Origin of the sequence: Plantibacter sp. M259, assembly GCF_006065115.1 — a bacterium.
GTDB classification, from domain to species: domain Bacteria; phylum Actinomycetota; class Actinomycetes; order Actinomycetales; family Microbacteriaceae; genus Plantibacter; species Plantibacter auratus.
In genome coordinates this window covers 2407193-2418529 of sequence record NZ_CP040750.1, presented here as the reverse complement: position 1 = coordinate 2418529, position 11337 = coordinate 2407193, and the positions used below count along the sequence as shown (strand labels likewise).

At 68.7% G+C, this 11337-nt stretch carries 13 protein-coding genes; 4 read left to right on the top strand and 9 right to left on the bottom strand.

Annotated elements, in window-relative coordinates:
• Positions 1 to 49: 49 nt before the first annotated feature.
• From FGL15_RS11300 to FGL15_RS11280, 5 genes are all read right to left on the bottom strand, one after another.
• Complete coding sequence (locus tag FGL15_RS11300) at positions 50 to 916, bottom strand: zinc-ribbon domain-containing protein (protein ID WP_138946112.1); 867 nt, start codon at positions 914 to 916, stop codon at positions 50 to 52.
• Positions 917 to 997: 81 nt separating this feature from the next.
• Complete coding sequence (locus FGL15_RS11295; RefSeq protein ID WP_240773514.1) at positions 998 to 1705, bottom strand: DUF3349 domain-containing protein; 708 nt, start codon at positions 1703 to 1705, stop codon at positions 998 to 1000.
• 26 nt (positions 1706 to 1731) lie between these two features.
• Positions 1732 to 2040, bottom strand: a complete 309-nt coding sequence (locus tag FGL15_RS11290; RefSeq protein ID WP_085512127.1) for a hypothetical protein — start codon at positions 2038 to 2040, stop codon at positions 1732 to 1734.
• 11 nt (positions 2041 to 2051) lie between these two features.
• Entirely contained in the window at positions 2052 to 3263 is a 1212-nt protein-coding gene (locus FGL15_RS11285; RefSeq protein ID WP_138946111.1) for an inorganic phosphate transporter, read from the bottom strand.
• A gap of 108 nt (positions 3264 to 3371) precedes the next feature.
• Positions 3372 to 3974: a TetR/AcrR family transcriptional regulator gene (locus tag FGL15_RS11280; protein ID WP_138946110.1), complete on the bottom strand. Its 603-nt coding sequence runs from the start codon at positions 3972 to 3974 to the stop codon at positions 3372 to 3374.
• 161 nt (positions 3975 to 4135) lie between these two features.
• Between FGL15_RS11280 and FGL15_RS11275 the strand changes: the two genes are divergently transcribed.
• On the top strand, positions 4136 to 5212 hold the full coding sequence (locus tag FGL15_RS11275) for an alkene reductase (protein ID WP_138946109.1): 1077 nt from the start codon (positions 4136 to 4138) through the stop codon (positions 5210 to 5212).
• Positions 5213 to 5304: 92 nt separating this feature from the next.
• Positions 5305 to 6018, top strand: coding sequence for an SDR family oxidoreductase (locus tag FGL15_RS11270; RefSeq protein WP_138946108.1), 714 nt, complete (start codon positions 5305 to 5307; stop codon positions 6016 to 6018).
• 66 nt (positions 6019 to 6084) lie between these two features.
• On the opposite strand, the gene FGL15_RS11265 is transcribed toward FGL15_RS11270, so the two are convergent.
• Positions 6085 to 6672 carry a TetR/AcrR family transcriptional regulator gene (locus FGL15_RS11265; protein WP_138946107.1) on the bottom strand — a complete coding sequence of 196 codons (588 nt, stop codon included), beginning with the start codon at positions 6670 to 6672 and terminating at the stop codon, positions 6085 to 6087.
• 53 nt (positions 6673 to 6725) lie between these two features.
• Here FGL15_RS11265 and FGL15_RS11260 point away from each other — a divergent pair, with 53 nt between their 5' ends.
• Together FGL15_RS11260 and FGL15_RS11255 are read left to right on the top strand one after the other, a co-directional pair.
• On the top strand, positions 6726 to 7589 hold the full coding sequence (locus FGL15_RS11260) for an SDR family NAD(P)-dependent oxidoreductase (protein ID WP_138946106.1): 864 nt from the start codon (positions 6726 to 6728) through the stop codon (positions 7587 to 7589).
• A gap of 62 nt (positions 7590 to 7651) precedes the next feature.
• Positions 7652 to 8362, top strand: a complete 711-nt coding sequence (locus FGL15_RS11255; protein WP_138946105.1) for an SDR family oxidoreductase — start codon at positions 7652 to 7654, stop codon at positions 8360 to 8362.
• Positions 8363 to 8435: 73 nt separating this feature from the next.
• On the opposite strand, the gene FGL15_RS11250 is transcribed toward FGL15_RS11255, so the two are convergent.
• The 3 genes from FGL15_RS11250 to FGL15_RS11240 all read right to left on the bottom strand — a co-directional run bounded on the left by FGL15_RS11250 (position 8436) and on the right by FGL15_RS11240 (position 11287).
• A complete protein-coding gene (locus tag FGL15_RS11250) occupies positions 8436 to 9296 on the bottom strand; it encodes an alpha/beta fold hydrolase (protein WP_138946104.1) in 861 nt (286 codons plus the stop codon).
• 56 nt (positions 9297 to 9352) lie between these two features.
• Positions 9353 to 10348, bottom strand: a complete 996-nt coding sequence (locus tag FGL15_RS11245; protein WP_138946103.1) for an NADP-dependent oxidoreductase — start codon at positions 10346 to 10348, stop codon at positions 9353 to 9355.
• Between the two features lie 72 nt (positions 10349 to 10420).
• Entirely contained in the window at positions 10421 to 11287 is an 867-nt protein-coding gene (locus FGL15_RS11240) for an alpha/beta fold hydrolase (RefSeq protein WP_138946102.1), read from the bottom strand.
• Positions 11288 to 11337 lie beyond the last annotated feature (50 nt).

The following is an 11337-nucleotide window of genomic DNA, read 5'->3' as shown; positions in this document are numbered from 1 at the left end:
CCTCTGAGACGAGGGTAACGCATCATCGCCCGGTCCTGGCACCTGCGGTTCACCGCAGATACGCGTCGACCAACAACGGACCTCGGACGGCCCTGAGCGTGTCGACCAACCGGTCGAGCGCTCGACGGTTCCACGAGGGGAGCTGGAGATCGAAGGGGCCGAGGGGCTCGAGCTTCCCGGTGCGGAGGCGGACGACCTCCCAGCCAGCCGACCGCAGCGCGCGGTCCTTCCGTCGGTCCGCTTCCTCGCGGCGACCGACATGCTCGAGTCCGTGCCGGCCGATGCTGTCGTACTCGATGGCGACGCGCAGTTCCGGGTAGACGAGGTCGGGCCACACCTCGAGGTGCTGGAAGAACGGACGCTGCACCCGCACGGCGTTCAGCCCTTCGGTCAGCGTGAGTCGCCCGTGGAGATCCGCGCGCAGCTGAGCCTCGACAGCGGACGCCGGTTTTGGCGCGCACACGGACGTGAAGGCCTCCCCCACCGGCAGGTCCGGGGTCTTCTCGCACAGCGACGGCTTCGGGCGGGCACGACGCTCCCGGATGATCCCGGCGACCGCGGGCACCGGATCGGTCACCGACTCCCGCATCGGCAACGCGATGACCCTCGACGGATCGGCCGCATCGGAACACTCCGGGCACCACGCGCTGCGACGACGCTCCCGCCCGGGCCGTGAGCGCTGCTCGGCCGGCGTCGCGACGAACCGGTGTCCGCGGTCGCACTGCCACTGCAGCAGGACGTCGGCCGCCGGCGGCACCTGGGTGAGGACGATCCCGGCGTTGAGATCGGCGTGATACTGACGCCACAGCGCGGGGAATGCCGCCCACGCCTGCCGGTAGGCGCCCACCGGGTACGGCGTCTCGAGCCCCTTCGACCACTGACGACGGGCCCACCACGCTTCCACCCGTTCCGGCACGAGCCGAACCTACGACGGGCCCCCGACACCGGCCACGACTGAGGACGTAGTGGTCGTCACTCCAGCACCACGACTCGACCGTCAGACCGCGAAGTCGCTCGGCCACCCGTGGTCGGCGAGCGACCGGCGGACACGCTCCACGTCCTCATCGCTCGGCAGCTCCGCGGTGACGCGAGCGATCGCAGTTGCGACGTCGACCCGGCTGAGCGACGTGTCGCCCTCGGCCGCGAGGCGTGCGCCCACTTCGGCGACCTCGGCGTCGCTCAGCCGCCGACGGAGGAGCGCCACGAGCGGGACGAAGTCCTGTTCGGGGAATCCCGCAGGGTACCCGGCTCGGAGCCAGCGCACGATGCGTGCGACCAGCCCTCCGCGTTCCTCGAGGAGGGTCGCGCGCGCCTCCCCGCCATCATCGTCGTGGTCGGCCGCTCCCGCGCGGACGTCGTCCGGACTGCCGAGCGGCCACCCCGCACTTGCGAGCCGGGCGGAGACGCGGATGAGGTCCTCCGGGAGCGCCGGACCGAGGAGGAGCTGTTCGACACGCGTCCGCAGACGATCGTGGCCGACCGGCTCGCCGGAGGCATCGGCGTTCTCCGCCTCGACGAGCAGTCCCTCGACGACCTGGTCCAGTTCCTCGGGGGTGAGGCTCCGTCGGAGGATGCCGAGCAGCGGCACGTAATCGTGCTCGGGCACGCCCGTCGGGTATCCGGCGCGGAGCCAACCGACGACGCGCGCCACCACGCCGGACCCGTGGGCGGTGACCCCGACGCCGGTCGCGTCTGCGTCGTTCACGTCTGGGCCGTTCTCGTGCGACACGCTCAGTCCTTCGGCGTGAAGGTCGGGAACACGTGGTCGAAGCTGACCTCCTGCCCCAGACCGGTGGCCACGATGATCGTGAGTCCGACCAGCACTGCGGCGACGACGACGGCGAAGCACAGCACGCCGATGGCACGGAGGAGCCCCGACGGGATCGTCGGCGTGCCCGACCCGCTCCGGTCGTCCGACCCGGCGCCTCCGGCGACCGCGAACGAGCGGACACCCAGCGCGAAGAGCGCGGGAAGACCTGCGCCGAGCACGAGCGCGATGACGGCCACCTGGGCGGCGGCTTCGAGGAAGAGCATGAACATGTCCGACGTCCTTACGCTGCGGTCTTCTGCGACGAGCGGGCGGGGGCGTCCTGCCAGTCGTCGTTCACGTTGTGGGATCCGATGCTGTCGCGGCGCGACCGCAGGTAGATGGCGAGCGCGACACCCACGAGGATCGCGACCATGAGGATTCCGCCGATCGCCCCGCCCGCGAGGTGACCGACCCACCACATGACCGCGCCCATGAGCGCGGCAGCCGGGAGGGTGATGATCCAGGCGACGACCATCCGCAGGGCCACCCGCCAGCGCACCTGCGCACCTGGCCGTCCGACCCCGGAGCCGAGGATCGATCCGGTCGCGACGTGCGTGGTGCTGAGGGCGAAGCCGAGGTGGCTCGAGGCGAGGATGACGGCGGCGGAGGAACTCTCGGCTGCCATGCCCTGCGGCGTGTTCAACTCCACGATGCCCTTGCCGACGGTGCGGATGATCCGCCACCCGCCGATGTACGTGCCGAGCGAGATCGCGAGGGCGCACGCGAGCTTCACCCAGAGCGGAACCGACTCGGTGTCGTCCCAGCCGCCGGCCGCGATGAGTGCGAGGGTGATGACGCCCATCGTCTTCTGTGCGTCGTTCGTGCCGTGGGCGAGCGAGACGAGCGACGCGCTGCCGATCTGCCCGATCCGGAAGCCGCGGTGGAGCCGCCCCTGAGCGAGGTTGCCGATGACGCGGAAGACGAGCCAGGTGCCGATCGCAGCCACCGCGCCGGCGAGCAACGGCGACATGAGCGCCGGGAGGATGACCTTGCCGACGACGCCGTCGAGCTTCGAGCCGTCACCGGCCCAGTTCACGCCGTTCAGGCCGAGGCCCGCGAGCGTCGAGCCGATGAGACCGCCGAAGAGCGCGTGCGAGGAGCTCGACGGCAGACCGAGCAGCCAGGTGAGCAGGTTCCAGATGATGCCACCGATGAGCCCGGCGAGCACGATCAGCAGGAGCGCCGAGCCGCCGCCCTCGAGGAGCGCGGGATCGGGAGCTCCCGACGAATCCTGGATCTTCACGACCGCGTTCGTGACGGTGAGCGCGACCTCGATGCTGAGGAACGCGCCCACGAGGTTCAGCACCGCCGAGAGGGTGACCGCGATCTTCGGCGACAACGCACCGGTGGCGATGGAGGTCGCCATCGCGTTCGCGGTGTCGTGGAAGCCGTTGGTGAAGTCGAAGGCGAGTGCCGTGATCACGACGAGCGAGAGCAGGATGATGGGGTCCACGGCGACGAGCTTGCTCCTCGATCGCTGGATCGACAACGGGTGAGCGGGCGGATTCACCCGTTGTTCACGTCAGGGTGACCGGAGACCGAGCTGCGTGACGGTCGATCGTCAGCTCGGAAGGATCGCCCGCACCTGCGCTTCGATCTCGGCGACGATCTCGTCGATGGTGTTCCCGGCGTTGATCGTCGCCGCCATGCTGACGAACATGATCGCGGACACGATGTGCGCCGTCGTCGCTGCGCGCTCGGCGGTCATGAGGTCGTCACGTCGCAACACCGCGGCGATCGCCTCCTCGGTCTGCACGGTGAGGGCGAGCGCGGCGCGGTGATACGGCTCCTCGGGATCGCCGAAGACGATCTCCCGGAGGTAGGTGCGGCCGTTGTCGACCTGCTTCCGATTGCATTCCACGACCGGACGGATGATCGCCATGACCGCATCGAGCGGGTCGGCTGCAACGTCAGCGTCGGCCACCCCGCGGACGAGTGCATCCGCGTAGGTGGAGTTCTGCACGAGCAGCAGGAGCTCACCCTTCGTCTTCGCGTAGAGGAAGAGCGTGCCGGTGCCGATGTCGGCCCGGTCGGCGATCTGCTGCGTCGTCACGTCGTCGACCCCGTGCTCGGCGAACAGCTCGCCGGCGGCCGCGGTGATGCGTTCGAGTTTGTCGAGCTTGTTGCGCTCGCGACGACCGAGCGGCCGGGATTCGACGGTCATGGGTGTCCTTCGGGAATAGAACGTGATTATGCTCAGTTATGAGCAGAGTCACTACCGCGTGGGCTCGGATGGGGTTGCACTCATTCTTCCACGGGGGCATCGAACACGTCCCGAACCTCCGGCGGTGACGAGCCACGACGAACACGTAAGGAACCGCATCCATGACCGCTGCATCCCTCTGGCAACCGTTCACCCTCGGTCGGGTCGAGCTACCGCACCGCCTCGCCCTCGCTCCGATGACCCGGAACCGCGCCGAGCCCGACGGCACCCCTGGCGAACTCGTCGCCGAGTACTACGGACAGCGCGCGTCGCTCGGCCTCATCATCACCGAGGGCACGCAGCCCTCCGCCGACGGCCAGGGCTACCTGAACACACCGGGCATCTACACCGATGACCACATCGCCGGATGGCGTGGCGTCGCAGAGGCAGTGCACGCCGGCGGTGGTTCGCTCTTCATCCAGCTCATGCACGTGGGTCGGGTGTCGCACCCCGACAACACCCCGCACCACCGGCAGCCGGTGGCCCCCTCCGCGATCGCCTCCGGGCAGGAGATCTTCACCGCGACCGGTCCGCAGCAGATGCCGACCCCTCGGGAGCTCACCGTCGACGACATCCAGGCCACCATCGCCGAGTTCCGCCACGCTGCGGCCTCTGCGATCGCGGCAGGTGCGGACGGCGTCGAGATCCACGGCGCCAACGGCTACCTGCTCCACCAGTTCCTCTCCCCCAACGCCAACCACCGCACGGACTCCTACGGTGGATCGGTGGAGAACCGCTCGCGCTTCGTCGCGGAGGTCGCCCAGGCCGTCGCAGACGAGATCGGCGCCGACCGCGTCGGCATCCGCATCTCGCCCTCCATGCCGCTCGGCGGCATCGACGAAGGCGACACCGAGAGCGTGCGGACACAGTACCGGCAGCTGGTCGGCGCCCTCGCACCGTTGAACCTCGCGTACCTGCATGTCCACCACGTCGGCGACGACGAGCTCCTGCGGTCGTTCCGTGACGTCTGGCCGACCGCCGTACTCGTCGTCCGCTACGGCCGCACCCGTGAACAGATCGCCGACGACATCGAAGCCGGCCTCGCGGACATCGCACCGCTCGGCCGGTTCGCGCTCGCGAACCCTGATGTCGTCGAGCGCCTGCGCACCGACGCCCCGCTCAACGAGGTCGACCCCGCCACGATCTACAGCGGTGGCGTCACCGGATACACCGACTATCCCGTCCTGACCCGAGCCTGACGGGCCCGTACCGCCCATCCCGGCCGCTGCTCCGGCCGGGATGGGCCCCCACACTTCGTCGCAACACCAATCAGAAGGAAGCACCGCTTCATATGCCATCACTCACTGGATCAGTCGTCCTCGTCACCGGCGCGAACGGCGGTATCGGAACCCACTTCGTCCGCGAGGCGCTCGCCCGCGGTGCCGCCAAGGTCTACGCGACCGCGCGGACACCGAAGGCCTGGGACGACGAGCGCATCGTCCCCCTCACGCTCGATGTGACCGACCCGACCTCGATCGCAGCCGCAGTCACCGCCGCACCGGATGTCACCGTCCTGATCAACAACGCCGGCGCGAACACGTCGACACCCGGCATCCTCACGCACACCGACGAGGAGATCCGGTCGAACGTCGAGACGAACTTCTTGGGACCGCTGTTCCTCGCCCGAGCGTTCGCGCCGATCCTCTCCACGAACAGCCCCTCGGCCATCATCGACATCCATTCAGGCCTCAGCTGGTACGCGGTCGCAGGCATCTACAGCGCGACGAAGGCAGCCCTGTGGTCGGCGACGAACTCGCTGCGCCTCGAACTCGCCCCCGCGGGTGTGCACGTCGTGGGCGTGCACGTCGGTTACGTCGATACGGCCATGGCCGCAGACGCGACCGGACCGAAGCTCGACCCCGCCGTCCTCGTGACGAAGGTGCTCGACGCGACGGAGGCCGACGAGTACGAAGTCCTGGCGGACGACACCTCGGTGCAGCTGAAGGCCGCCCTCAGCGCTCCGCTCGAAGCGCTCTACCCGCAGCTCGCCGCAGGTCGAGCCTGACCACCCGCCCCGTGCACAAGACGCTCCCCGGAGTCATTCCGGGGAGCGTCGCATGCTCGCTCGCCGTCAGCGCGCGGCGCCGCGGTGGGCGATGAGCTCGACCAGTGCCGCGACGACCTCGGCCGGCGTCGTGAGCCACATCTGCGACGACAGATGCCCACTGGCGGCCATGCTCGCGACACCATGTGCGCTCGTCAACAGCATCGCGCCGTAGAGGTGCGCATCCTCGTCACCGACCAGATGCGCGACGATCCGCAGGAACTCGTTCTGCGCGCGCGCCGCAGCTTCGACGGCGATCTCAGGGTCCCTGATGGGCATCGTGAACATCATCCGGTACACCTCGGGCTCTTCCCGCCCCACGGTCATCAGTGCGCTCAGCGCCGCCCGCAGGAGTTCGGCGTCGTCGGACACCCCGGAACCCGGACGCAACTCGGCGAGCTCTGCGGCGATGCGGTCCCAGCTCTCCGCACCGACCGCGGCGAGCAGGCTCTCCTTGTCTGCGAAGTGACGGTACGGCGCACCACGGGAGACGTCGGCGCGAGCCCCCACCTCGCGCAGGGTGACCCGCTGCGGGCCGCCCTCGTTGAGCAACTCACGGGCGGCGTCGAGCAGGGCGCGACGAGTGGCTGCGGCGGATTCGACACGACTGACCATTGCTCGATCATACAGTTAGTTGACAATGTCATCTCAAGTGCTACTCTTCAGAGATGACAACGTCACCTGAATCAAGATCCCTCATCGTCGTCACCGGCGCCTCCACCGGTATGGGCGCGGCGACCGCTCGCGAGCTCGCCGCACGCGGCCACCACGTCCTCGCCGGCGTCCGGCGCGAGGCCGACGGCGCGGAGCTCGCCTCCGACCGCATCCGCCCGGTCATCCTCGACATCACCTCGTCCGATCAGATCGCTGACCTCGCCTCGCTCATCGAGGCCGACGGGCGCCCGCTCCGCGCGCTGGTGAACAACGCCGGTATCGCCGTCAATGCGCCGGTCGAGGTGTTGCCGATCGCCGAATGGCGTCGTCAGTTCGATGTGAACTTCTTCGGGCACATCGAGGTGACGCAGGCACTCCTACCCGCGCTCCTTCGGAGCCGTGGTCGCGTGGTGATGATGAGTTCCCTCGGAGGCCGACTCGCCCAGCCGACCTACGGGGCGTACTCGGGTTCCAAGTTCGCGTTGGAGGCCGTCAGCGACTCCCTTCGCCGCGAACTCGCTCCGCACGGCGTCACGGTGGCGATCGTCGAACCGGGCGCGGTGCGCACCGAGATGGTCGGCCGTGGTGGCGTGACCGCCAGACGACTGTCGGCCGGCATGACGCCCGAGCAGGATCGTCGATACGGCGGATTGATGCACGCGATCCTGGCCCAGTCCGAGGGCTTCCTCCGCGACGGCGTGGACGCCTCAGCGGCGGCGAAGACCATCGCCGACGCCGCGACGAGTCGTCGGCCGAAGACCCGGTACACGATCGGACGGGATGCCGCACTGCTCACCCGCCTCGCACGGATCCTGCCCGACCGCACGCTCGACCGGGTGCTCGCCTCGGCCCTGCGCCCGCTCCACCCCGAGCGGTGACCAGCGGAACATCGACCCCACCCTCCTGACCCGTCAGACCTCCAGAACGGAACACAACGACCATGACCTCTCTCCACGACGCCGTCGTCCTCGTCACCGGCGCGAACGGCGGTATCGGCACCGCCTTCGTCGACGCCGTCCTCGCCCGCGGTGCCGCCAAGGTCTACGCGTCCGCGCGCACACCCCGGGATTGGCACGACGAGCGTGTCGTCCCACTGACCCTGGACGTCACCGACCCGAGCTCGATCGCCGCGGCCGCCGAGCAGGCGAATGACGTGACGGTGATCATCAACAACGCCGGCGGCTTGCCTCCGACAGCGAGCCTGCTCGACATCGGCGAAGACGAACTCCGGCGGAACATGGAGATCAACTTCTTCGCTCCCGTGCTGGTGACCCGCGCCTTCGCCGACACACTGAAGGCGGCCCATGACGCCGTCCTGGTCGACATCCACTCGGTGGCGAGCTGGTATGCAGGGGCAGGGGTGTACAGCGCGTCGAAGGCGGCGATCTGGTCCGCAACGAACTCACTGCGGCTCGAACTCGCGCCCCACGGCGTCCTCGTCACTGGCGTGCACATGGGGTACGTCGACACCGCGATGGCCGCTCACACCGACGATCCCAAGATGACGCCGACGGACCTCGTCGACGCCGTTCTCGACGGTGTCGAAGCGGGCGCTTTCGAGGTCGTCGCCGACGACCTCAGCCGCAGCGTCAAGGCCGGCCTCGCCGCGCCGATCGAGGCACTCTACCCGGAGCTCATCGTCTCGGACTGATCCCTCGAAAGCGCGCAAAACGCTCCCGAACATCGTGTTCGGGAGCGTCTTGTGCGCTCTCGCCGTCCGCGGGCTACTCCGCGAGGAACTGCACCGCGACCGGCGCGAACCGCTCCCAGTACTGGAAGATGCCGCCGTGGCCGGAGTTCGGGTAGATGATCAGTTCCGATCCGGCGATCCGGCGGTGCAGGTCGTTCGAGAGCACTGACGGGACCATGCGGTCGTTGTCGCCGTTCGCGATGAGGGTCGGCTGGGTGATCTTCGACAGGTCGGACGGGGCCGAGCGGCCGAAGCGCTGGATGGCCTTGAGCTGCGTCTGGAACGCCTTCGTGCCGATGGCCTTGTCGCGGTCGACCGTGCGCTCCGAGAGTCGCTTGACGAACGCCTTCGCTGCGCGCTTGCCCTCGGCATCACGGTTGAAGAAGAGGAACTCCTTCGGGTCGGAGCGCGTCAGCGTCGCGCGCAGGATGTCCCAGTAGGTGGTGCCGACGACCTTGTCCATGTCCTTCCCGCCGCGGGGGCCGGTGCCCGTGAGAATGAGCCGACGGACGAGATCCGGGTGCGTGACGACGAGGTCCTGGGCGATCATGCCGCCCATGGAGAAGGAGAAGACGTCGATCGTCGTGTACCCGAGCGCGCTGATGAAGCCGTACGCGTCGTCGGCAGCAGCCTCCAACGTGTCCGGGACCTTCCCACTGGAGGCCCCGACTCCCCGCTGGTCGAAGGTGATGACATGGCGGTGCTCGGCGATGGGGTCGATGATGCGGGGATCCCAGTTGTCGAGCGTTGCCGCGAGGTGGACGAAGAAGACGACGGGGATGCCGCCCTTCGGCCCCAATTCGCGATAGGCGTAGGTGACGCCACCGGCGGCGATGGTCTTCGCCGGCGCCTTCGCGTACGACGTGATGATCGGTTCGTTCGAGCTGTCGCTCATGATGATGCTCCTTGAGATTCGTGTACTGCGGGAAAGAACGGGGTGAGGCCTGACGGTCAGGGGTTGCTGATGACGGCCTTCCCCCGGAACCCACCGGACTTCAGGGCGGCGAGCCCCTCGACGGTCTGATCGAACGGGAAGACACGGCCGACGACGGGACGGAGTGCGCCGCGTTCGATGAGCGCGGTGATCTCCCGGAGCTGGTCGCCGCTCGCGGACATGAAGAGGAACTCGTAGCCGACACCGAGCCGCTTGGCCTGCTTCCGGACCTTGCTGCTGAGCGCCGCGATGGCGGCTCGGAGCAGGCCGTTGAGGCCGGCCTGGCGCGCGAAGTCGGGCGTGGGCGGACCTGCGATGCCGATTGCTTTCCCGCCGGGACGCAGGATGCGGAGCGACTTCTCGAGGTTCTCGCCGCCGAGACTGTCGATCACGAGGTCGTAGCCGCTCAGGACCTGCTCGAAATCGTCGCTGCGGTAGTCGACGACCCGGTCGGCGCCGAGCTCACGGAGGAACTCGGCGTTCGAGGCGCTGGCGGTGGTCGCCACTTCTGCGCCGAGCTGCTTGGCGAGCTGAATGGCGATCGTCCCGACGCCGCCGGCGCCGGCGTGGACGAGGACCTTCTGACCCGGCTGCACGTCTCCGAGGACGACGAGTGCCTGCCACGCGGTCAGGGCGACGAGCGGCAGCGAGGCCGCCTCCTCCATGGTGAGCGATGCGGGCTTCAGCGCGACGTCGTCCTCGGCGATGGCGATGCGTTCAGCGAACGTCCCGATGTGGTGGTCCCTGGGGCGCGCATAGACTTCGTCGCCCGGCTTGAAGGCTCGGACCGCGGACCCGACACGGATGACCGTGCCTGCGACGTCGTGGCCGAGGATGATCGGCAGCTTGTAGGGCAGGATCTGCTTGAACTCACCGACCCGCACTTTCTCGTCCAGGTGGTTGATCCCGGCTGCCTGCACGCGGACCAGGACGTCGTGGTCTCCGACGGTCGGTTCCGGCACGTCCGCCTCGTGGAGTGGCGTCTTGTACTTCGAGAGGATGAACGCTCTCATGGGTGGTGCTCCTTCGATGTGGATGTCTGGTGGGTGGGTGTCTGCTGAAGTCGGAAGTGTCAGGAGGACGGGTCAGCGCCGCAGGAAAGCACGCATCGCGACAGCCACGTCCTGGTGGTATTGGAAGACGACGCCGTGGCCGGCGTCCGGGAACACGGTGACCGACGCCGACGGGAAGACCTGTGCGAGGGCGTCCACGTTGGCAACCGGGATCATCCGGTCACTGTCGCCGTGCAGGATCAGCACGGGTCCGTCGAACGGCGATCGCCCCGCAGCCGACGCCAAGCCCCAAGCGTGGACCGCAGCGAGCTGCGCGCGGATCACGGAGAGGGAGACGGCGCCGTCACGATCGGTGTCGCGCTCCCGGAGGCGACCCAGGTACTCGCGTGCGGCGGTCGTGCCGGCCGCCGTGCGGGTGAAGAAGAGTGGCGTCTTCGGATCGGTGAGGGAGAGGGACGCGCGCATCGTGCCGAGGACCATCGTGCGCGTCATGTCGGTGACACCCGGTCCGCCCGCCGGAGCAGCGCTCGAGAGGATGAGCCGGTCGATCCGACCGCCCTCCCCCGCAACAACCTCCCGAGCGACGATGCCCTGGGCGACCAGGCCTCCCATCGAGAGCCCGAGCAGGTCGAACCGCTGCAGTCCGAGTGCATCCGCTGCGGCGACCGCATCGGCGGCCATCGCTTCGATCGACGACCGGACGCGTCCGCCCGAACGGCCGACGCCCCGATATCCGAGCAGGATGACCCGCCGATCCGCCGCAAGGGCGTCGACCATGCGCGGGTCCCAGTTGTCGAGGTTCGCCCCGAGGTGGTTCAGCGCCAGGAGCGGCACGCCCGTGGACGGCCCGACCGCACGGTAGACGATGTCCGCGCCGTCGACGCGAACGATCTGCGTCGCCGCCTCGCGGAACCGACTGATTCCAGCCTGCGCTGCCATGTGGTGCCCTTCGGTCGCTTTCCCCGGTTTATCCGAGTAAGCTCAATCAT

Excerpts from the sequence above, each read along its gene's own strand:
- FGL15_RS11290 (WP_085512127.1), bottom strand. The coding sequence starts at position 2,040 with ATGTTCATGCTCTTCCTCGAAGCCGCCGCCCAGGTGGCCGTCATCGCG.
- FGL15_RS11280 (WP_138946110.1), bottom strand. The coding sequence starts at position 3,974 with ATGACCGTCGAATCCCGGCCGCTCGGTCGTCGCGAGCGCAACAAGCTC.
- FGL15_RS11275 (WP_138946109.1), top strand. The coding sequence starts at position 4,136 with ATGACCGCTGCATCCCTCTGGCAACCGTTCACCCTCGGTCGGGTCGAG.
- FGL15_RS11270 (WP_138946108.1), top strand. The coding sequence starts at position 5,305 with ATGCCATCACTCACTGGATCAGTCGTCCTCGTCACCGGCGCGAACGGC.
- FGL15_RS11265 (WP_138946107.1), bottom strand. The coding sequence starts at position 6,672 with ATGGTCAGTCGTGTCGAATCCGCCGCAGCCACTCGTCGCGCCCTGCTC.
- FGL15_RS11260 (WP_138946106.1), top strand. The coding sequence starts at position 6,726 with ATGACAACGTCACCTGAATCAAGATCCCTCATCGTCGTCACCGGCGCC.
- FGL15_RS11255 (WP_138946105.1), top strand. The coding sequence starts at position 7,652 with ATGACCTCTCTCCACGACGCCGTCGTCCTCGTCACCGGCGCGAACGGC.
- FGL15_RS11250 (WP_138946104.1), bottom strand. The coding sequence starts at position 9,296 with ATGAGCGACAGCTCGAACGAACCGATCATCACGTCGTACGCGAAGGCG.
- FGL15_RS11245 (WP_138946103.1), bottom strand. The coding sequence starts at position 10,348 with ATGAGAGCGTTCATCCTCTCGAAGTACAAGACGCCACTCCACGAGGCG.
- FGL15_RS11240 (WP_138946102.1), bottom strand. The coding sequence starts at position 11,287 with ATGGCAGCGCAGGCTGGAATCAGTCGGTTCCGCGAGGCGGCGACGCAG.